This window comes from Paenibacillus sp. J31P190, assembly GCF_059692075.1.
In genome coordinates this window covers 142,197-165,012 of sequence record NZ_JCAUAS010000019.1, presented here as the reverse complement: position 1 = coordinate 165,012, position 22,816 = coordinate 142,197, and the positions used below count along the sequence as shown (strand labels likewise).

General features: G+C 46.0%; 17 protein-coding genes. 4 read left to right on the top strand and 13 right to left on the bottom strand.

Going from position 1 to position 22,816, the window contains the following annotated elements:
• Positions 1-371 precede the first annotated feature (371 nt).
• From AC58U0_RS27310 to pheS, 4 genes are all read right to left on the bottom strand, one after another.
• Complete coding sequence (locus AC58U0_RS27310; protein WP_497382007.1) at positions 372-926, bottom strand: CvpA family protein; 555 nt, start codon at positions 924-926, stop codon at positions 372-374.
• 6 nt (positions 927-932) lie between these two features.
• The gene (locus AC58U0_RS27305) at positions 933-2,537 is read right to left on the bottom strand and encodes a cell division protein ZapA (RefSeq protein ID WP_497382006.1); all 1,605 of its coding nucleotides are present in this window, start codon (positions 2,535-2,537) and stop codon (positions 933-935) included.
• Between the two features lie 94 nt (positions 2,538-2,631).
• Positions 2,632-5,085, bottom strand: coding sequence for a phenylalanine--tRNA ligase subunit beta (gene pheT, locus AC58U0_RS27300; protein ID WP_497382005.1), 2,454 nt, complete (start codon positions 5,083-5,085; stop codon positions 2,632-2,634).
• 25 nt (positions 5,086-5,110) lie between these two features.
• Positions 5,111-6,145, bottom strand: a complete 1,035-nt coding sequence (gene pheS / locus AC58U0_RS27295; protein WP_057304785.1) for a phenylalanine--tRNA ligase subunit alpha — start codon at positions 6,143-6,145, stop codon at positions 5,111-5,113.
• A 522-nt stretch (positions 6,146-6,667) separates the two neighbouring features.
• Here pheS and AC58U0_RS27290 point away from each other — a divergent pair.
• The 4 genes from AC58U0_RS27290 (at position 6,668) to glsA (ending at position 10,795) form a co-directional block, all read left to right on the top strand.
• Positions 6,668-7,096 (top strand): MarR family winged helix-turn-helix transcriptional regulator, encoded by a 429-nt coding sequence (locus AC58U0_RS27290; RefSeq protein ID WP_497382004.1) that lies wholly within the window; start codon positions 6,668-6,670, stop codon positions 7,094-7,096.
• A 63-nt stretch (positions 7,097-7,159) separates the two neighbouring features.
• Positions 7,160-8,782 carry an MDR family MFS transporter gene (locus tag AC58U0_RS27285; RefSeq protein WP_497382018.1) on the top strand — a complete coding sequence of 541 codons (1,623 nt, stop codon included), beginning with the start codon at positions 7,160-7,162 and terminating at the stop codon, positions 8,780-8,782.
• Positions 8,783-8,894: 112 nt separating this feature from the next.
• On the top strand, positions 8,895-9,815 hold the full coding sequence (locus AC58U0_RS27280; RefSeq protein ID WP_497382003.1) for an aldo/keto reductase: 921 nt from the start codon (positions 8,895-8,897) through the stop codon (positions 9,813-9,815).
• Between the two features lie 26 nt (positions 9,816-9,841).
• Positions 9,842-10,795: a glutaminase A gene (gene glsA / locus AC58U0_RS27275; RefSeq protein ID WP_497382002.1), complete on the top strand. Its 954-nt coding sequence runs from the start codon at positions 9,842-9,844 to the stop codon at positions 10,793-10,795.
• Between the two features lie 407 nt (positions 10,796-11,202).
• Here the strand turns inward: glsA and AC58U0_RS27270 are convergent, their stop codons facing one another.
• From AC58U0_RS27270 to AC58U0_RS27230, 9 genes are all read right to left on the bottom strand, one after another.
• Positions 11,203-12,876: an RICIN domain-containing protein gene (locus tag AC58U0_RS27270; RefSeq protein WP_497382001.1), complete on the bottom strand. Its 1,674-nt coding sequence runs from the start codon at positions 12,874-12,876 to the stop codon at positions 11,203-11,205.
• A 31-nt stretch (positions 12,877-12,907) separates the two neighbouring features.
• Entirely contained in the window at positions 12,908-14,470 is a 1,563-nt protein-coding gene (locus tag AC58U0_RS27265) for a glycoside hydrolase family 76 protein (protein ID WP_497382017.1), read from the bottom strand.
• Between the two features lie 96 nt (positions 14,471-14,566).
• Positions 14,567-15,598, bottom strand: coding sequence for a glycoside hydrolase family 76 protein (locus AC58U0_RS27260; RefSeq protein ID WP_497382000.1), 1,032 nt, complete (start codon positions 15,596-15,598; stop codon positions 14,567-14,569).
• Between the two features lie 68 nt (positions 15,599-15,666).
• Positions 15,667-16,845 carry a glycoside hydrolase family 76 protein gene (locus tag AC58U0_RS27255; protein WP_497381999.1) on the bottom strand — a complete coding sequence of 393 codons (1,179 nt, stop codon included), beginning with the start codon at positions 16,843-16,845 and terminating at the stop codon, positions 15,667-15,669.
• Positions 16,846-16,875: 30 nt separating this feature from the next.
• On the bottom strand, positions 16,876-17,745 hold the full coding sequence (locus tag AC58U0_RS27250) for a carbohydrate ABC transporter permease (RefSeq protein WP_497381998.1): 870 nt from the start codon (positions 17,743-17,745) through the stop codon (positions 16,876-16,878).
• Positions 17,746-17,757: 12 nt separating this feature from the next.
• Positions 17,758-18,603 carry a carbohydrate ABC transporter permease gene (locus AC58U0_RS27245; protein WP_497382016.1) on the bottom strand — a complete coding sequence of 282 codons (846 nt, stop codon included), beginning with the start codon at positions 18,601-18,603 and terminating at the stop codon, positions 17,758-17,760.
• Positions 18,604-18,695: 92 nt separating this feature from the next.
• On the bottom strand, positions 18,696-20,024 hold the full coding sequence (locus AC58U0_RS27240; protein WP_497381997.1) for an ABC transporter substrate-binding protein: 1,329 nt from the start codon (positions 20,022-20,024) through the stop codon (positions 18,696-18,698).
• 75 nt (positions 20,025-20,099) lie between these two features.
• Positions 20,100-21,434, bottom strand: coding sequence for a glycoside hydrolase family 125 protein (locus tag AC58U0_RS27235; protein ID WP_497381996.1), 1,335 nt, complete (start codon positions 21,432-21,434; stop codon positions 20,100-20,102).
• Positions 21,435-21,623: 189 nt separating this feature from the next.
• On the bottom strand, positions 21,624-22,754 hold the full coding sequence (locus AC58U0_RS27230) for a GntR family transcriptional regulator (protein ID WP_497381995.1): 1,131 nt from the start codon (positions 22,752-22,754) through the stop codon (positions 21,624-21,626).
• Positions 22,755-22,816: the final 62 nt, after the last annotated feature.

Sequence of the window (22,816 nt, the reverse complement as noted above, 5' to 3'; positions counted from 1 at the left end):
GTTTTTGGTGTTATTGCCGGGTTGTCGTTGTCGTTGTGGTGATTGTGGTGTCTTGTCATTGTCGGTGTATTTTTGGTGTTATTGCCGGGTTGTCGTTGTCGTTGCCGTTGTGGTTATGGTTGTGTCACTGTCATTGTCGGTGTGTTTTTGGTGTTATTATCGGGTTGTCGTTGTCGGTTGTCGTTGTCGTGCTTGTGATGACGTTGTCCTTTATGGTTGTCTTTGTAGTTATGTTATTTCGTGGCTTTGTAGATACTACAGAACCTCATATGTTTAGTGGATGTATGTCGGGGAGTGCTGGTTATTGCTACTGAGCTACGTTGTGGAACGCATAAAAGCTGCCCTTTCTATGTTAGAAATGTAGGCAGCTTTTATAGGGGGATTCCTTGTTTCCAGAGTTCTTGAAGTTTTCCTGCTATATTGGGTAATTCGTTAATTAAATATGGAGCTATGGTTGAGCTTGAGAGCAGCTTTTGAAGTCCATCTGAGGGCATGATGGTGATAACATTGACGGCTATAATGATGATCAAAAGTGCTTCTGCTAAGCCCAACAATGCGCCGCTCCAACGGTTGATGAAGTTCAGGCCTGGGGTTTTTGCTAGAATATTAAGTGCTCTGCCTACGATGACTAGTGCGAATTTTACGCCAAAAAACAATATAGCAAAGGCTAAAGCGTTCAGGATATAGGTATCCAGATTAAGGCCTTTTACGATAAATTCGTATTTTTGATAATTTTGATAGGTTGGCAGTGAAACTGCGTTTCTAAGCAGAGGGGCAAAATCCTTGTAAAAATAAAATGCAACGAGGTAGGCGAGAACAAAACCTGAGAGCGAAACAATCTGGGCAATAAATCCTCTAAAGTAACCTAGCAGCAGACCTAAAGCTACTATCGACAACATGACATAGTCTAATGTATTCAGTGTCACTGTGGATTACCTGCCAGGGGTGTCTGTTTCTACAAGCTCGATCCACTCATTGTATTCATTCTGCAGTTTAGCATATTCCTCGCGTAGTTCTTTATACTCTTCTTTGATGTTTTGAAGTTCTTTTTGCTGAGCCTCATCGTTCAAGCTTTGGTGCATTAATTCTTCTTTTTCTCTGCGGGCCTGGGCTAAAATCCGTTCTTTTTCTTCTTCAAAATGTTGAGCAAGGGCACTTCGTTCTAATTGCTGCTGCTCTAGTAAGGCATCAATTTGAGCTTGATATTGTGTAATTATTGTTGATTTTTGGTCTTCAAGTTGTTGAATAATGTTTGTTTGCCGTTCTTGGAATTCCCCCACTAGGTTGCCTTTATCTTGCTCAAAACGCAGAATCTTGGCTTCTGCCTCGTCCTGGTAAAGGGCGGTGAGTGTTTCTATTTCCTCTTGGTGCGCGGCTGTGAGAATTTCTATTTCTTCTTGATGCTGATTTGTAATTACATTTATTTTTTCTTGAAGTTGGTTCGTAATGGTATCTATTCTCGCTTGTTGTTGGTTTTTGATAGTTTCAAGTTCTGTTTGATGTTGGTTTGTGATAGTTTCAAGTTCCGTTTGATGTTGGTTTGTGATAGTTTCAAGTTCCGTTTGATGTTGGTTTGTGATAGTTTCAAGTTCCGTTTGATGTTGGTTTGTGATAGTTTCAAGTTCCGTTTGATGTTGATTAACGAGTGTTTCCTTCTCCGCTAGATGTTGATTCGAAAGCTTAATGATCTCTTCTTGATGTTGCATGTTGATGATTTCTTTATCCTGCAAATGTTGCTGCATTAGTGTTTCTTTGTCTTGTTGATACTGTTGATTTAACATTTCTTTGTCTTGCAAGTGGATTTCTGAGAGGGACTGTTTTTCGACTCTGTGTTGTTCGTTGAGCTTTTGAAGCTGATGTGCCTTTTGTTGTTTCTCTTGCTCGAATTGTTGCTTTGTTTGTTGGTGTTGTTGTTTTTCTTGGTCTAGCTGTTGTCTTACTTGTATTTGTTGACGTTTTTCCTGCTCTAGTTGTTGTTTGACTTGTTCTAGTTGATGCTTGAATTGCTCTTGCTGTTGTTTAGCTTTCTGCTCTTGCTGTTGTTTAGCTTGCTCTTGCTGCTGTTTAGCTTGCTCTTGCTGTTGTTTAGCTTGCTGTAGTTGTTGCCTCAATTGCTCTTGTTCTTGTTTTGCTTTCTGCACTTCTTGTTTCATTTGCTCTTGCGCTTGGTTACTTTGTACTAGCTTAGCATTTTGTTCACTAATGGATGTCTGGTGTTGCTCGTATTCTTGTTTCAATTCGTTAAAGTTAACGATTAATTTGTCATAGGCAGCTTTGGTTGCTTCTTGGTTCTTTTGGGTTTTGGTCAGTTCTTCCATGATTTCGTTCATACGGAAGCACTCATCTGCCATGTTTACGGCAGCCAGAACGGCGATTTTCTGTGAATCTAGCCGCGGGTAGCCCTTTGCAATACGAAACATTTGGTCGTTCACGTATTCAGCTACTCGCTTCATGTAATTGGTGCTGGTGCTTGCTTTTAATTTGTATTGGTGACCATATATATCAACGGTAATCCTCGTTTTATCTTCAGCGTTCACTTTTTTATATCCTCCCTTAGATGAAAGGCTGGCCCTATCGAGTGTAATTTCGATAAGACCAGCCTGTTTTCCTGCAACTTAAATGAAAGTTGCACTATTTTCTTAACTCTGCCTCATATTGTTGTTCCAGGGTTTGAACTACTTTGGCATGGAGCTCTGTTACTTCTTCATCCAGCAGTGTTCTCTCCGCGTGACGGTATACTAAAGCAATCGCTACGCTCTTGCGGTTTGCGCCTAAACGTTCTCCTGTATAGATATCGAATACTTGAATCGATTCTAACAAGTCTCCGGCAACTTCGGTGATTGTTTGTTCCATTAGACCTACTGGTACACTAGCATTCACTACTACAGCAAGATCGCGCCCAATGGACGGATAACGCGGCAGCAATTTATATACAATTGCATCTCCAGCAGCTTCTAAGATTGGAGAAAGTTCAACCTCAAGTACGTAAGTGTCATCAAGATCACGTTGCTGTTGGACTGTAGGATGCAGTTGGCCGATTCGACCTATTACCTGCTCACCTTCAGCTGTGTTTAAAAGGAGCTCAGCTGTTCGGCCCGGATGGAAGCCATCTGGTGAAGCAGATTTATAGGTGAGTCCTGTAACTCCTAGGTAGCTTACAAGGCGGTCAAAAATACCTTTGATATCATAAAAGTCGACAGCTTCGGACTTCTGCGCCCAATGTGCTTGACGGCGTTTGCCTGTCAATACGATGGAGAGGAGCAGCTTCTCTTGCGGCAAAGCTGTTAGTGAAGCCTCATCTGTTATGAATACTTTGCCGATTTCGAAAATAGCCACGTCATCCATTGTACGGTTACGATTGTAGCTAACAACGTCTAGCAGATGCGGCAGCAAGCTAGTACGCAGTTGGCTGCGATCCTCGCTCATTGGCATCGCGAGCGAGATCGGCTTCGCCGCTGGGTATAGACCCGGCAGAGAAACGGTTTGATCCGGCTGTGTGAAGGAATAAGTGATGACTTCATGCAGTCCGCTTTGAGTCAGGAGATTCCGAGTGATACGACGGATCGACTGCTCTTTGGTCAAGGAGCCGGGCGTCGTCACGCCGGTCATTAAAGTTGTAGGGATGTTGTCGTAGCCGAAAAGGCGAGCTACTTCTTCGATCAAATCGACATCCCGTGTGATGTCTCCGCGGCGGCTCGGCACATGCACGAGCAGCTTGCCTTCGCCTGCCTGCTCGAAAGTGAAGTGCAGGCGCTCTATGATTTGACCCATCTCGGCCAAGGAAAGTTCAGTGCCGAGATAATTATTCACACGGTCAGCAGCAAGCTCGATGCTGACAGGCTTGTGTGAGCCTGCTACGGCTTGGACGATGCCGTCAGCGACTTGACCAGCCGCGTACTGAGCCATTAACGCAGCAGCACGGTTTAATGCCGGAAGCACCGCTTCCGGGTTCACTTCTTTTTCGAAGCGAAGACTCGCTTCAGAGCGGAGCCCTAGCTGGCGCGACGTTCGGCGCACAGAGCTGCCTGCGAACTTGGCGGATTCAAGAAGAATCCGTGTTGTACCTTCTGTCACTTCGGAGTTAGCGCCGCCCATAACACCAGCAATCCCTACAGGCTTCGTGCCGTCCGTAATGAGCAGCATGTGCGGCTCTAGCGTACGCTCCACATCGTCGAGCGTGACGAGCTTCTCGCCTGCCTCAGCGAGGCGTACATCGATGTGGCCATTGTTCAACTGCTCAGCATCGAAAGCGTGAAGCGGTTGGCCGTATTCAAGCATCACGAAATTCGTGATGTCTACGATATTGTTGATCGGGCGGATACCAGCCGCCATCAAACGGTTCTGCATCCACAGCGGAGAAGTGCCTACGCGTACGCCTTCGATAAGGCGAGCCGCGTAGTGCGTACACTGCTCCGTCGCTGTGATCTTCACACTGATGCGGTCAGCAGCTTTCACTGCGGCAGTTCCAGCCGCCCCGAGCGCTGCTTCCGCATCAGGCAGTTTGACGCCGCGCCCAAGGATCGCTGCGATCTCATACGCTGCTCCGAGCATGCTCAAGCAATCGGAGCGGTTTGGTGTCAGGTCAAGCTCTAATACCTTGTCGCTGATAGCAAGGACATCAAGAATCGAGCTGCCAACTTCGGTATCTTCAGGCAGAACTAGGATACCTTCTTGAATTTCCTTTGGCAGCAGCTTGTCGTTCAGACCAAGTTCTTTGGCTGAACAAATCATGCCTTGTGACTCTACGCCCCGCAGCTTAGCGCGTTTGATTTGCAGTCCGCCTGGCAGCACGGCTCCAATCATGGCTACAGGAACCTTTTGTCCTGCATCTATATTTTTCGCCCCGCAAACAATTTGCAAGTCTTCGCCTTGTCCGGCATCAATGATACATACACTTAATTTATCTGCGTCTGGGTGTTTTTCGCGTGATTTTACAAATCCAACAACTACATTCGTTACACCCTTATTGCGATCTTCCACGATATCCACTTCGATGCCGCTTCGGGTCAATTTTTCTGCTAATTCCTCGGCTGTGAAGCCTGATACATCTACATATTCCGATAACCATTGATAAGAAACCTTCATGCTTAACCCCTCCTTTTCCTGATGCTTACAAGTGTAAGAATTGCTTTAAGAACCGTAAATCGTTCGTGTAAAAATGACGAATATCTTCAATACCATACTTCAGCATCGCGATGCGCTCAACGCCCATTCCAAATGCAAATCCTGTGTATTCCTTCGGGTCATATCCACCCATCTCCAGAACGCGCGGATGAACCATGCCCGCTCCAAGGATTTCTAACCAGCCCGTTTGTTTACAAGTACGACAGCCAACGCCGCCACACATTGCACAGCTCACATCAACTTCAACGCTAGGCTCTGTGAATGGGAAGAAGCTTGGACGCAAGCGAATTCTCGTCTCTTTGCCGTACATTTCTTGAACGAATTGAAGCAACGTGCCTTTCAGATCACTCATCCGTACGTTACGGTCGATGACCAGACCCTCAATTTGGGTAAACATATGGGAATGTGTTGCATCATCGTCATCGCGGCGATATACTTTGCCCGGACAAATGATTTTGATCGGAACTTCCCCTTTGCGTTTCTCCATTGTTCTAACTTGAACTGGGGAGGTTTGTGTACGCATTAGAATCTCATCCGTGATATAGAATGAGTCCTGCATATCGCGAGCTGGATGATCCTTCGGCAGATTAAGCGCCTCAAAATTGTAGTAGTCCTGCTCGACCTCCGGACCTTCAGCTACGGTGTACCCCATTCCAATGAAAATGTCTTCAATTTCCTGAATAACTTTGCTTAAAGGATGCACAGCGCCTTGCTGCGACGGGCGACCTGGCAGTGTTACGTCAATCATTTCCGCACGCAAACGGTTCTCGGTTTCTTGCTGTTGGTACGCTGCTTGCTTCTCTTCAATAACCGTTTCAATCGCTGCACGAACGTCGTTCGCTACTTGACCGATAACTGGTCTCTCTTCTGCACTTAATGCGCCCATACCGCGTAACACCTCGGTTAATGGTCCTTTTTTACCCAAATACTTAATACGTAAATCGTTCAACTCCTGCTGACTTTGTACGCCGCTTAGCTCCAGCAGCGCTTCCTGCTTTAAAGCTTCTAACCGCTCTTTCATCGAAATCCCTCCTGAATTAGGCCCCTGAATCACCCTAAATGAAAACACAAAAAAGACTTTCCGCTCCCTCACAAGGGACGAAAAGTCGTGGTACCACCCTAATTAGATTCGTTCACTGGCAAATAAGCCAAATAAACGATTCTCACTTCATTTCAGATAACGGACGATGTGTCCGGTTCCCTCTAATGACAAGCTGATAATAAGCTTCTGTTCAAAGGACTGCTCGGGAGCGAACTTCAGCAGCCTGATTCTCGGGGATAGCTCTCAATCATCGGCTTTCCCTCCCTGTCAAGAAGCACTGCGTACTCTTCTCCGTCAAAGCATTTCACATATATGTACCAGTTATTATATGCAAGATATGCCTGATATGCAAGTGAACTAGCCTCGGGTACTGAATTTCCCTATTGACTTCGAATCATCATCGGCGTATATTTTATTTAAACAGTTTAAACATTAGTTTATATAAACATTTTATTATTTAATTATTTGATACTTTAATTAAGTGGTAAGGAGGAATTCAATATGGAAGATGAACTGATTGCATATACGGATCGTTTCCGCACAACATTTGAAACCGCACATCGGAAAATTGGCCATACGGTACTTAGCCAGTTAAATTCGGAGTTAACAAAGCCACAAATATTCATGTTATTCATGATTTCTAAAGAAGGCGCTCCGAAACAAACTCATCTCGCTGATAAACTTGGCGTTAAACCGAGTGCTATTACCGTTATGATTGATCGACTTGTCCAGAGTGGGCATGTCATTCGTAAACACCATGAGACAGATCGACGGATTGTGCTGGTTGAAATAACCGAAACCGGCAAGGCCATACTCAAACAAGCGGAAGATGTCCAGAAAGAAGTGATTGCTCGTGGACTATCACAGCTTCCCCCGGAAGAAATGCGCATTCTTGTGAGTGCCTTTGAAAAGCTTACTAGTTTTTATTAATTTCATCTTATTCAAGGAGTGGTAATCGTGGAAAACATACAAAAAACAGCTTCAGAGAAATCCATAGAAGCAGAAGGACCAGAACTCAAAAATCGAGGTCTCCTGCTTACCGGCCTTATCATTGCTATGCTATTTGGCGCATTAGACGGCACAATTGTCGGAACTGCAATGCCGCGTATCGTTGGTGAATTCGGCGGTCTTGGCTTAATGGCTTGGTTGACTACTGCTTACATGTTGACATCAACGGTTGTCGTTCCTATTGCAGGTAAACTTGCCGATTTAATTGGTCGTCGTGTCATCTATGTAACAGGTTTAGTCATCTTTATCGCGGCTTCCGCCTTATGTGGAATGTCTCAGAACATGACCGAACTGATTCTGTTCCGCGGTCTGCAAGGTCTTGGCGGCGGTATTATGATGCCCATGGCGATGATTATTATCGGGGACTTATTTACCGGTAAACAACGTGCCAAATGGCAGGGCGTATTCGGTGCGATCTTCGGTCTATCATCGGTTATTGGCCCCCAAATCGGCGGTTGGATCGTTGACGCATTAGACTGGCGTTGGGTATTCTACATCAACCTTCCTGTCGGTATCCTTGCTGTTGTCTTAATAGCAATTGCCTTACCAAAGCATAAAGCAAACGGCAAAGTAAAATTCGATATTCCAGGTATTGTCACCATGATTGTCGGGGTCGTCAGCTTACTGCTGGCATTAACTTTTGGCGGCAAAGATTTCGCTTGGTTCTCTTGGCAAATCATTGGGCTTTTTGCATTGGCTATTGTATCCTTGGTTTCCTTCGTTATTATTGAGAGTAAAGCAGAAGAGCCGATCCTTCCTGTTCGGTTATTTAAAAATAGAACATTTACAACAATTAACGGTGTAGGGTTCCTTATGGCTGTCGGAATGTTCGGGGCTATTATGTTCGTTCCTCTCTTCATGCAAGGCATCGTCGGTATCAGTGCTTCAGCGTCAGGTACAGTGATGACGCCGCTCATGATTACGATGATTGCAGCCAGCGTTGTTTCCGGTCAATTCATTCAAAAAATCGGCGTTCGTAAGCAAATGCTTGGTGGTATGATTATTATGGCTATCGGCTTCTATTTCCTTGGCACCATGGGCATCAGCACGACGAAGTTGATCGCTTCAAGTTATATGTTGATTCTAGGTTTAGGTATGGGGCTAGTTATGCCAATCCTTACACTTGCTTTGCAAGAGAGTTTTCCAAAATCCGAGCTTGGTGTCGTAACGTCTTCCAGTCAATTCTTCCGTCAAATTGGCGGTACCTTCGGTATGACGATTCTCGGAGCCATTATGAACCACAAGTCAACTGTGCTGTTAGAACAAGATTTAACTCCAGTTGTCAATCAGCTTCCCGCGGAAGCAGGTGGGCTGGCTTCACAAATGACGGATATGATTCATACCAATCCACAGGCCTTATATTCTTCCCTATTAAGTCCTGAAACTTTAGCGAAAATGCCAAAAGAATTCGTGGAGCACATGCTGCCAATTCTAAAAAATGCCCTGGTTACATCGCTTCACCAAGTGTTTATTGTAGGCTTAGTGTTCGTTTTACTTGGGGCTATTCTGACACTGTTTATCGGTAACATTAAAGTTTCTGATCGTAAATCTAAGAAATCAGATGGCAAAAAGGAAAACGAAAAAGAACTTTCACCAGGACTCGCTTAATACAAAAAGGCTCTTTTCTCTTAATAGAGAGGAAAGAGCCTTTTTCTTTTTGACACGGAGCAAGCTATAGCGTTTAATAAACTTGGATACCTTAAAAAGGAGAGTGCTCGCCATGAAATATCGCAGACTTGGTAAAACGGATTTGAAAGTTTCCATCGTAGGTGTAGGGACTTGGCAGTTCGGCGGAGAGTGGGGACTTACCTACACGCAAGCTGAAGCGGATGCTATTCTCGATCAAGCAGCTGAACTTGGTATAAATCTGATCGATACAGCAGAATGCTATGGTGACCATCTATCCGAATCTCTTATCGGTAATTACTTATCCCGCCGCAATCGCGAGAACTGGATCGTGGCTACGAAATTTGGCCACCATTTCCACGATCTGTTCACCCGAACAGATGATTTCAGTTCTGAAGGCGTGATCAAACAACTGGACGATTCTCTGAAAGCTTTGCAAACGGACTATATTGACTTATACCAATTCCATTCCGGACCTGATGATTTATTTGATAATGATGTGCTTTGGACAACTTTGGACAAACAAGTTCAAGCCGGGAAAATCCGCCATCTAGGAACATCCATTGGCAGTAATGCTAATATTCATCAAACAGAAGCCTCCAGCAAGGTCCATTCCAAAGCCATTCAAGTCGTGTACAATCGCTTGGATCGAGCACCAGAAGAGCTTGTTTTCCCTTCCTGTGTGAATCAAGATCTTGGTGTTCTGGCTCGTGTCCCTTTGGCTAGCGGCTATTTGAGCGGTAAGTATAAGCCTGGTGCGGTGTTCAGCAACACAGACGTTCGCCATCGTCATGATGCCGAGAGTGTGAAACAGAAGCTTGAGGATGTGCAGCGCATCCAAAAAGAAGAAGTTCCTGAAGGAATGGATATGGCCAAATGGGCATTAGCTTGGTGTTTGAAGCATGATGCCGTTACAACGGTCATTCCGGGCTGCAAAAACCCTGAACAGGTTATTGCGAATGCAAGCGCAACGGAGCTTATCAGTGATAACCACCCACAGGCTTGGAAAGCTTAAGAGAACGAGGAAGGAATGACTTCTGAATGAGTCGTATACAACACGAAGAAACATGGAAGCAACTCAAAGAACACTTGCCTCAATGGGTTACGGAGAGCAAGGCACATACATCAGACGGACATGTTGCTTCCTACATTCCTGAACTTGCTAACGCTCCAGCCGATGTTCTAGGTATCTGTATTATGGATACTGAAGGAAATATCTCTGTGGCCGGCGAATCTGATTTCCGGTTTACCTTACAAAGTATTTCGAAAGTGTTTACACTCATTTTGGCATTGATGGATAACGGTGAAGAGATTGTTTTCTCCAAGGTGGGCATGGAGCCTACAGGAGACGATTTCAACTCGATGCTGAAGCTCGAACTCGTCGAGCCCGGCATCCCCTTTAACCCGCTTATCAATGCTGGGGCAATTGCGATATCATCCTTGATTGCTGGTAGTGATCCTAGGGAGCAGGTCGAACGGATTCTCCATTTTTTCCGAGATATCGCCAATAATCCTTCACTTGAAATCAATCAAAATGTGTTACGATCTGAGTCGGATACCGCACACCGGAATCGATCATTAGCTTACTTCCTGAAAGACAACGGTGTGCTGGATAGAGAGGTTGACGACGTTCTCCACGTCTATTTCAGCCATTGTTCTGTCGAAGTCAGTTGTACCGACTTGGCTAGAATGGCCCTCGTACTAGCGCATAATGGCGTAGATCCGATTCGTAATCAACGCCTTATACCGCGGCGATTCGTGCAGATCGCTAAGACGTTCATGTTTACCTGTGGGATGTACAACGCCTCTGGTGAATTCGCCATGAACGTTGGGCTCCCCGCCAAAAGCGGCGTGTCTGGCAGCATTATGACCATGGTACCTGGACAATACGGGATCGGGTTGGTCGGCCCCGCGTTGAACCGCAAAGGCAACAGCACAGCTGGCGTTCACCTTTTGGGTACGCTGTCGCAGGAATTTAATTGGAGCTTATTTTAGATTTCGTTAAACCAACTTGTAATGCCTAACAAACACTTGCTATCCGTAATATTGTTGTACGTTGTACAACTCTACGTGGGCTAATTTACATTTTCCTCGCGAATGTTGTAAAAAATGCGACAATTCCCGCCAAAAGTATCTATATTGTCTATAAAAAGGCTAAATTGTTGCACAACATACAACATCCTTAGATTTCCCAGAAGAAATCTTCTTTTTACTAAGCATGCTAAAAGGGGCTAAACCTCGGTTTCGGTTTCGGCTTCTGCTATGGTCATGGCTTGGCTTGGCTTACACAGCTTCAAAAGAACCTTCCCATTAGTCGGGAAGGTTCTTTCGCCTATATGGGTATTTTCCTGGTACTTCCGGTACTTCTGGTACTTCTGAGGAATGTCAGAAAAACACTTTGGTTAGTTCAACGGTATCAACTGGAACGTCATATTATCCGCGGCGGAATATGGCCATTGAATCATTTTTCCTCCAGCGATGAGCGAGTTATCGGCTACATTCAATGACTTGCCGGATAGCCTGTTAATAATTTTGAAATAACCGCCGCCTACGCCCTGAATTCCCCACTGATCATTCAAGGTCGAGCCGAAATCCCATTGGATCACGTCTTCACCGTCCATCAAGGAGGCGTTTTTGACAGCCATAGCCTTACCGCTCTTCACGTTGATAATTTTATTAAAGCCTGCCGTTGTCGATGTAATTACCCATTGGTCATTTTGCGCAGTACCGTAATCCCATTGAAATATTTTCGCTCCATTGTTTAGGGCAGCTGCTTCAACGGCAACGGATAAGCCCGTCGATTTGGGTACGATTCGGTACGTTTTACCTGAGATAAAGGAACCGCTCGTCGTTTCTGATCCCGTCAATTTCACCATAACGGTCCCATGTGATGGTACATTTACAGTGTAGCTGTTGGTGAACGTTCCCTTCTCGGTCTTGGACCATAAATCCCTTACGCTAGCTGTAGCATTCAGGCCAATGCTTGAGAAATTGACCGTCATGTTCGCAGCCGCGCTGGAACGATTAAACAACACAACCGCACGCGTCCCATTAGCCTGCAGTTTTTTGGAGTATACCTGCAGACCTCCGAGATCGCTTACTAATATGCCTTGGCTGCCGAGCGCATCCTGATTTACAGCAATCACTTCAGAATTCATCAGTGTATCTTTGGTAAATTGGCTCATCGCGCTTAAATTATTTCCCGCAATTAACGGCGAAGCCATAATCGTCCACATCGAGAAATGCGAACGGTATTCCGTATCCGTCATGCCTCCGCCGAAGACGGCGCCAGTTCCATAATTACCGACCATGAGCATATCTGTGTCATTCCAGCCTTTCGTAGGCCCCGCAAAATTGGCAAGCGGAGCGTTCTGATCAATGATCCAAGTTACTCGATCCCAGTAGTCGAAGATATCATCCGTTGTCCTCCACATATTGCCCGTGGCCGCACCCCACACCCATGGTTTGTTGATGCCCCAATTGCAAATGCTGAATAGGATGGGTCTTCCCGAATTAGCCAGTGCATCTCGGATGATCGTATACCTGGTCTGCGGATCCATGCCCCCATTATCGCACCAGTCGATCTTGACGTAATCAACGCCCCAGGAAGCAAACGTATTCGCATCCTGCACCTCATGTGAATACATCCCCGGTTTTCCAGCACAAGTAGTGAACCCAGCATCTGTGTAGAGACCGAATTTTAAGCCTTTGCTATGCACATAGCTCGCAAGTGATGCCATCCCGCTTGGGAATTTGACCGGATCGGCAATTATGGTACCGTCGCTGGTCCGACCTGTCTGCCAGCAATCATCGATCACAATATACTTGTATCCGGCTGCCTGCATACCGCTGCTTACCATCGTATCAGCCGCTTGTTTAATTTTCACTTCATCTACGTTACAAGCATAGAAGTTCCAGCTATTCCAGCCCATTGGCGGAGTTGGCGATAAGCCATTATTTAAAGCAGAGGCTGTTTGCGGAGCGATGCTGCCGGACAGCACAATAGGCAATGCGAGCAGGAAGGCGAGCAGGATTTGCACGATAAACCGAATTTTTTTCCGAGCGAATTTCCCCATAAAAAACCTCCGTACTAAAATAAATTTAGCTCTACAAGCCATATAGTTGGTCCATATTCAGCCAGTTATTGTTTCCTTTCGAGGTGTCATAACCAAGTTGAATCGTATTCGATCCTGCTTGAAGGGAAATGGTCAAAGAAACGGTGTTCCAGCTGCTCCAGCCGGAAGTTCCAGAAAAATTCAAATTGGCAGCCACGTCTACACCATTTACTTTGACGTATCGGCTCGCATTGCCGGCACCTGCTGCATATCGGAACGTAATCGTCTTCGTTCCCGCACTATTTTGATTCACATAGAAATTAAGCGATGTTCCATTGGTATTCCAGCCTGCGACATAGCCCCTGCCATTAAAGCCGGTCTGTGTGCTTTCGTTGATCATGCCAACACCGCCAACCAAGGTGCGCTGTGCATTTTCCGCTTCATAAAGACCGTTCCCTGCTATATTGCCCGTATAATTGTCCGAAGGAACGAACTGAAGAATAGATGCACCCGCAGCAGCAGTTAGGCTTTGGATATAGGCAGATCCGGTAGGAGCCGTCCAATCACTTCCGATGATAGCGTCTGAAGTTCTTCGATGATTCCATGCTTGCGTAGCATTTTGCTGTAAAAAGTTCAGGTATTGCGATTGGCCTGCTTGTATGCGAAGCTGATTCAGATTGCGGGCAAAGATCATTTTAAATCCGGGAGCATCATTCTCCCCTTCGTACATCAAGGTAGTAGCCGAAGTCATTTTATCTATCACATATCCAGCTGCATTGTTCGCATCCGTTAGGTAGCTGCTCGTACCAGTAACCCCATATAAAGCGGTCGCCGCCCCAAGAAAAGTTCCGTAGTTGTATGTGAAATCCCAATCCTTGACGATGCCAGCTCCAGTGCCTTCCATGTGATCATTGACTTTGCTGCCACTAACCAGCTTCGTTTTGACCCAAGTGTACATTTGCTGGGCTTTCGTTAGATAAGTGTTGTTATTATAGGCATTTTTTAGTTTAATAGCCGTCATCACCATGGGAGCGTTGGTAGCCATATTTTTCTGAGCATTGCTGCTGATTGCCGGATTCGTCGCATCCTTTCTCCACCAGATGCCCCCTCCGTAATAGGTTGTATCCCAGTAAGCATAGACTTGATCGAAGAGGAAGGAGCCTCGATTCAAATATTCCTGCGTGCCGGTAATTTCGTATGCACGCAGACAAGCAAGCGCCCACCAACCAAGGTCATCATTGAATTGGTTATCAATCATATTCGTATATTTTGCATTGAATCCGGTATAAATATCATCAATCATAGTGCGATAAGTGCTGTTTCCCGTCCGCTGATAAGCATCCATGACTGTCTCCCACATTTGAGCCTCCCACCAGAAATCGGTGTACAGTCCTCCGTCGGGTCCATAAGCATGAGCAGCATGTATGAGATGGTCGCTGTTCGTATAGAAGTATTTGGCGTTAGCATCGTAGAACACGTTCACTAATGAATTCATTGCTGCATCAGCATTCGATGCTGTGAAAGCAGATGCACGATTCGCACCTCCCCATACGGAAAGGAAGAGCGCCAATACTAAACTCACACTTAACCATTTGACAGCTGATCTTCTTTGCATGATCACATAAAACAACTCCTTTTCTCATTTAAAATTAGTCGTCGTGAATGCGCTTTCAAAACTGTAAATTTCACCTCCCTTCAGACCAATTTGTCTCTACTTTGTTTGAAGTGTTGCATACGCCTCCAGTAACATAACACCGCTTAGCATCACACTTAACTGAATGGAGCCTTCAGGAGGCATTGTCCAATCTGTGCCGACACGTCCGATGCTGTCTATGCCTTGCTCCATAAGCGTGATTGCATTTTGCTCAATAAGCTTAGCCGGCAGCTCAAATTCGGGGTAAATCTCCGTCAAATTCAGCAGATACCTGATCAGTATCCCTTTGAATAAACCTGTATCGTCGATTCCTTCATCAGGCAGCATCCCAGTAGCACTATCGCACAATCGGTTCTTCACCGCAGTTGCCGTTCGCCAGGCATCCTTCAGGTAAACTGAATTCCCTGTGCAAGTGTAAAGTTCGAGGCCGGCCCCAATGAAGACACCCTGACAATAAGTAAACTGCCAGTCCATATCTATCTTCTCGTCGCCCAGTCGATTGATGCCATCCCACACGAATCCGTCAACGGGGTCGGTTAATGTCCTTTTGTTCCAATCATAGATTTCTTGCGCCCAAGCTAAATCCGCTTCATCGCCAAATCGTTGAAATAAGCGTGCAGCTAGGATAGCGGCTGGAGCGTTAGCTGGCGTGTTCTTGTAATCCAGCTGATTTTTTCGCCAAGCAATCCCTCCGCCCATATGTTGATTCCATCCTCCTCGGATGTCTTCCCACAAGTCGGCAACGCTTTCCCAGTACATCTGAGCGCCTGTCATGTCGTAAGCCCTTAGCCAAGCTAGCGCCATCCACTGCATATCATCATAATATTGATGGCGAAACGTTCCTCCGTTAGAGCGAAGAATGCCGTGAAACAGATGCTCTAATCGGTTCAAATATGCCACATTGCCCGCTCGCGCATAGCCGTCAAGAATGACATCCGCAGCATGTGCTTGCCACCAATAATAGTAATTTTCGCCAGGGCGATTGAGCGTTAAACTATCGTCCCATTGATTCATAATTTGTGTATCCGGATTCCAATAAAGCTTGTGAAAAGTCGCTTGCAGTAGATCTGCCATCGCTGCCGCATTCATCTATCCCTCGACTCCTCTATGCCTAAAAATAAAGGGGCAGATTTTCGGCTGCCCCTGATCTTAATTCATTAGTTCTGTTTCAACAATCCTTGCTTCTCCAGCGCGGCCATACGCTCCAGAAGCATAACGCCGCTCAGATTCACGCTCAAATCCTCAGCAGGCTCAGGCGTTGCCGCCCAAGATTTACTGAACATTGCGCGTTGCTCATCTCTCCCGTACTTCCAGAGACTGTCTGCATTCGTTACTAGAAGCTCAAGCGACTCCTTCTGACCAGGGTCCGCTAGAACGAGTTCAGCCAAATAACGGACATAAATCCCTTTGAATAAACCGCCGTCTCCATTGCTTTCACTAGGCAGCATGCCTGTTACCGGACTTGTCAGCCTGAGCTTCGATGCTTGAGCAGTCCGAGCCGCATCCGCCAGATAGCTCTTATCGCCAGTCGCCTGATGCAGCGCAACCCCTGCTCCGATATAAACACCTTGGCAATAGGAGAATTCCCAGCTCTTATCAATCTTGCCGTCTCCCTCACGGTTTTTCCCATCCCAGACGAAGCCCGTATCCGGATCAACGAGATTGGCCTTCTGCCAATCGTAAATCTTTTTCGCCCAAGCTAGATCCTCCGGCTTGCCGAACTGCTTATATAATCTAGCAGCTAGAATGACTGCTGGAGCATTCGCCGGTGTATTCTTATAATCAAGCTGCGGCTTACGCCATGCAATGCCTCCGCCTTGCTCTTCGTTCCAGCCCGTCTTAATATCTTCCCAAAGCTCAAGCGCGGCTTCCTTGTATTTCTCTTCCCCAGTGGCGTTATAAGCTCGGAGCCATGCTAGAGCCAACCATTCCATATCATCGTAGAAATCATTCGGCAATACGCCGCCATTGCGGTCCAAAATCCCCTGGTACATGTTCGCCAAGTAGCCCTTATACGCCGCATCACCAGTTCTCGTATAAGCGTCCACCAGCGTATCTACACCATGAGCCTGCCACCAATAATGGAATTTCTCATTGCACAGATCGTTGCAAGGCGACAAATTATCGAATAAGTTCAACTTTCCATTCCAATATTGCTTCAGCAGCCCGGCTTGCGCTAGATCCGCACGTTGCTCCCAGGTTTCTCTATTTGTGCTCACTTGCACATCGGTCATCTTATTGTTATTGTCCATTGTCTCCACTCCCCAACTAGCAGCCACGATGATGCCTACCCCAACAATCATCAGGACTATGATCATTTTTAATCGAATTGTCAATTCGCTTCACCTATCTGTCCGACTTGCGTACTATCCTTTCGTTCCTGTAAAAGCAATTCCTTGCACAAAATATTTCTGCAGCAGCAGGAACAAGATCAGTATCGGCACTACCGCAATTAAAGCACCTGCCATCAACGGGCCGAAATCGACCTGTTTGTTATAAGTAAAAGCAGCTAAGCCTAGCTGAATCGTTTTCTTGGCAGGGTCGTTAAGCATAATGAGCGGACCGAGAAAGCTGTTCCAGCCTGCTTGAAAGGTAAATATGCCGAGTGTAGCCAACGCTGGCTTCGCAAGCGGAATATAAATATTCCAAAAAATACGAAGCTCTCCACTGCCTTCAATTCGAGCCACTTCTTGCAAATCACTAGGTAAAGAAACGAAAAATTGCCTCATAAAAAATACCGCAAAGGATCCCGACGCACCTGGCAAAATAATTGCCCAAAATGAATTGAGCAAGCCGTTGCCGCCACCGCCCAGCCAATCATTTCCTCCCATGAAAGGAATGTGCTTCAGCACGAAAAATTGCGGGATCATCGTCACAACACCAGGTATCATCATGGCAGCGAGCAGAATTTTGAACATCATATCTCTTCCGCGGAAATGAAGCTTAGCGAAGGCATAGCCGCTTAAAGAGCCAAAAAGCAAGTTGAAGAGCACACCCATAAACGCAAGATAAAATGAATTCCAGAAATACAGAGCAAATGGAACGAGCTCAAACGCCTTGCGATAATGCTCCAACGTTATGCTGGAGGGAATCCATTGAATCGGCAGCATGAAAATCTCTTCATCCGGACGAATAGAAGTGATAAGACTCCATACAAACGGGACGACCATGACGATGCAGACGGCGATGGAAATGATATACAGGATTGTCGTTTGCCAATAATATTGTTGTTTCACTTTCCATCCCTCCTAGATCACGGATTCCTCTTTGTTTAGTCTCATATTAATAAGCGAAAATACTAGAATAATGATAGACAGCGCAAACGCCATGGCATCGGCATAGCCCATCTGAAGCTGATTGAAGCCCTGCTGATAAATGTGATACACGGTTGTTTTCGTCGAGTTGGCGGGACCGCCCTTGGTCAAGACGAACGCCTGGTCAAATAACTGCAGCGCGCCAATGATAGCCATTGTACTTACGAAAAAGGTGGTCGGTCTCAGCACTGGCCAAGTGATATAGCGAAAGGACTGCCAAGCATTAGCTCCATCCAGCTTTGCGGATTCATACAGATGATCGGGAACCCCGTTAAGTCCCGCTAAATAAATGATCATGTTCGATCCAACGGATTGCCACAAGGTCACTAACACAATGGACAGCATGGCGTAAGGCATTTCAGCCAACCATGAAGGTCCAGTGATTCCAAACTTGCTCAGAACATCGTTCACGAGTCCGAATTCTGGATTTAGCAGCCATATCCACACCGTGGCCGCAGCAACGCCCGAGGTTAACGTTGGCAAATACCCGGCTGTACGAAACAGCTTTACGCCGAAGCGGCTGCGCATAAACAGCAAGGCCATCGATAAAGAGATGGCAATATTCAGCGGAATATAAAGGACAGAGTAAAACAAAACGTTCTTCAACGTCGTCCAAAAGATGTTATCTTCGGCCAGACGCTTATAATTATCTAATCCAACAAAATCGTTTTTACTCACAATGTCATAATTCGTGAAGCTTAGATAGAACGCCATGATGACAGGAATAATCGTAAAAATAATAAATAGCAAAATCGTTGGCGTAATAAAGAGATAACCCATCCTAGCTTGATGTCGACCCAGCTTGGTTATCGATGCCAAGAGAATTCCCCCTTCCACAAAGAGGGAGGGATGACCCTCCCTCACATTTCTAGTTACTTCCCTGCTGCGTTCTGATCGAGCAGCTTATCACCTTGCTCTTGCCCCTTCTTGAGCGTCGCTGCCGCATCCTGCTTACCTTGAATGAATAGCTCAATATTCGGCATCAGACCGTCGCCTTCCATAACCGAGTATCCTGGATGCTGCGGACGAATTTTCGCGAATTCGAGTGTATCCATGAACGGCTTCCAGTTCGGATCGTCCTTGAAGAACGGATCCTGCAGCGCCGGTTTGAAGCCCGGCAGGTTTAAGCTTGTTTTTGCCCATAGCAGCGTGTTGTCTTTATTCGCTAACCACCATTTCTCGAATTCCCATGCCTCGTCTTTATGCTTGGAGCCCGCTGGAATCACGAGACCGAAGCCGCCCATTACGCTTCCTTTGGCGCCGCCAGGTCCAGCTGGAGGAGGAACAACACCGAAATCAAGATCCTTGCCGTATTTCTTATACGTCGAGAGCATCCATGGACCTGTATAGGTCATAGCTACTTTTCCGGTCACGAAAGCATCCGTGCCTTCGCCAAGACCTTTTTCAAACCCAACCTTATATACCTTATCCTTATTGATCAACTTATCCCAGAAATCCAATACTTGCTTGCCTTGATCGTTATTAAAACTCGTTTTCTTCAGATCGCTGGTCATCATAGAACCGCCTGCTTGCTGCAGCCACATATTGAACAGGCCATTATCCTGCATCGACATACCGGAACGAACCAGCTTATCGCCTTCCCATACCGTTAACTGCTTAGCTGCGTTTTCCAGCTCATCCCAAGTTTTCGGAGGTTGTAGTCCTTTCTCAGCAAACAATTTCTTATTATAAAATAGTGCGCGCGCATCAACCGTCAAAGGAAGACCATACAATTTACCGCCAGAGGAAAGCTCCTTCAAGGCTTCATCGTAATAATCAGCACGGTTAATATTGTCTTTCTTCAAATAATCGTCGATTGGGTGAAGCACGTTCTTGGATGCATACAGCGAAGTCCGCCATCTGTCCCAGAACATAATATCTGGTGAGCCTCCTGAAGTAGCCGCAGTTAGAAACTTCGTGATCATATCTTCCTGCAAAACATATTTAACTTTAATCTTGTCTTGCGATTTATTAAAAGCATCTGCCATCATGACAAACTGCTTTTCACCTTCTCCGCCCCAGTCTCCCCAGAACGTAATTTCTACCGGTGCTCCTTTGGTGGCAGCTGTTGATGCTGCCGCTGCTGTCGTGGCCTCAGGTTTCTTGCTTTCCGCCGGTTGATCTCCGCCAGTTTTTGTGCTGCATGCTGCCAAACTAAACGTGAGTGAGAGAGCAGTTAAAACGGTCATCCATTTTTTCATGTTTTTTCCTCCCTTTTTAAGTAAACGTTATAAGTGCAGTTGCTATGTTAAAAGGGGTTCCACCCCCTGTATAACCTAAGATGAGTGTGATGCGTTCACGCGATCATTCAGCAGCTTCTTAATCGATAGGCCACACGCGTCTAACACCAACTCGCTGAACATGGAGTTCGCCCAAGAAAACCATGGCCGCGTATACTGCGACGGATCGTCTACGTGGAAGCCCTCATGCATCAATCCCGTTCCGGCATCGGTGTCGGCTAGTAAATCAAGGATACGCAGCTTTTCCTCCCGGCTTGAAGCAGTAAGACCTTGAACCGCCAGGGAAATATGCCAGATGTAGCGATCCGGCGTATGCGGACTGCCGATTCCCTGAGCCGCTTTCCCCTTATAAAAGTAAGGATTTTCATCACTAAGTATAAAGCTGCGTGTATGCTGATAAACAGGATCGGATTCGGCGACATATCCCAAGTAAGGAATCGAGAGCAAGCTGGGCACGTTGGCATCATCCATCAGATTGAAGTTGCCAAGTCCATCTGTTTCATAAGCAAACATCGTACCGAGCTTGGGATGCTCGATCGTTCCGAATGCTTCTATTCCCTGTTTAATCTCAGCGGCCAGCTTAAGCGATTCACGGCTAAGACTGGCATCCTGCCACACCTGCTCTGAGATTTCAGCGATATAACCCAGCACCACAACCGCAAACATGTTGGCTGGAATCAAATATCCGTATGAACAAGCATCGTCGCTAGGGCGGAAACCTGACCATGTCATCCCCGTATAGCCAACTGGACTGCCCTTTCCATCTCTCGTTAACGTGTCTGTTGGAGGACAATTCAATCGTTGGAAGCGATAAGGAGACTTCGTCTCATGATCTTGTTCAACCCGCCAAAGATTCAGTATTGTATGAACAGCGGATTTGTAGGCATCATTGAAATGTGCGGTTCTCCCTGTTGCTCTCCAAAGTAAATAACTGAGCTGAATAGGATAACATAGCGAATCGATTTCGTATTTACGCTCCCAGATCCATGGGCTCATTTGGGTCAAGTCCTGCCCATGACCTGCGCTGGTTGGCTCCATATTAAAGCCATTCGCATACGGATCAAGTTGAATATATTGCATCTGCCGCTTAACCACACCTTCAATCATATCTGCCAAGCTGGAATCCTCATTCGCTAGAAGCAGATAAGCTCGAACCTGAGCTGATGAGTCACGGAGCCACATGGCCGGTATATCACCGGTGATTACGAAAGTTGATCCGTCCTCTAGGCTTTGAAGCGTTGTTTGATACGTGTTGGAGAAGCAATCGCGGAACATGGCAGCTAGCTTCGGCCGTTGTTCTTTCTGTAATTCATTATTTACTTGCTCAATGAGTTTACTCATTGATGCAGGTAACTTAGCCTCATTCGTCATCGGGTTTGCTCCTCTCTCTTCCGATAAATAAACCGCTTACATTTACGATTATATTGGTATGTATACATTATGTCAATATATATTTATCATATTATTTACATATCATTTAAATCGTTTGATATACCAATCAAAAAGAGACTACTAGATTAGCAGTCTCAGTTTCGATATCCATGATGATTTATTCACCGATCATTTGGAGGGTCCCGTTGACTCCCCGATAATTAGCTTTGCTTCCAGACTTATTTTATTGGCAACCTTCTCGCCTCGCTTCAGCTTTAGCACATTCTCTACAGCAAGCTTGCCGATTTCATCCTCCGCTTGGATCAGATGGGTAAAACGATAGCCGCTGCCAAGCGTCGTAGGAGGGCTATCAAAACAAATAATTGAAATATCCTCGGGTATCTGAAGTCCCATTTGTTCCACAGCAGCCTTAGCCAATAGAGCAATATTATATTCCATAGCAAACAAGGCGGTAATTTGCGGATTGCTTCGCAGGTGCTCCTTAATCATATCGATATCTTTATCAATATTAGGTGAATGAAAAGAATTGGGCAGCGTAGAGGTGATTTCATCTAGCCAAAGCGACCGGTCAACCATAACCCCGCGTTCCGCATGAGCTCGCACGAAGCCTTCTATACGATCCTCAATAGCTGTTGTATCCATTGGCGGCGGCGTAAGTAAGCAAATCTGTTTATGCCCCAAATCAAGCAAATAGTCAGCACCCGTGCGAGCAGCCGTTATGTTATCTGTGCTAATCGAAGCCGCGGCTACGCCTTTGAGATGACGGTCAACCAGAACTAAAGGAAATTGTTGTATGACCAACTTGAGAAGTTCATCATTATAGAACTCCCCTTGTGCAGGAAACACAATAATGCCATCCACGCCTAATTCAAGAAACGATCGAATAGCTTTTTCTTCATTCTCAGGCACACCAAACGATCTGCGCAGCACCAGGAAGCTATCGTGCTCAGCGGATGCCTGCTCCATGCCATAAATCATCTCCGTACCGAAGGTATTCCCGAAATCCGTTATAACTAATCCAATCAGCGTATGCTTGGTTCTCTCGCCCGTAGATGGACCTTCAGACGGAATACCCCCTCCTTCCATGACAAAAGAGCCTCTGCCTGGCTTACGCACGATGAGACGTTCTTCTGCCAGCATCTCCAGTGCCTTTTTGCTCGTAATCCGGCTCACGTTATATTCATCCGCCAGTTCCTTCTCGGAAGGAACGCGGTCTCCAACGTTATATTTACGTTGTATTATTTCTTCACGCAGCGTTTCGAATATTCGCTCATAAATGGGTCTCGAATCTGTTGACAATGCTACCTACCCCCTGCACCCAACCTAATGTTATATCATACGATACCATTAATATATCATGA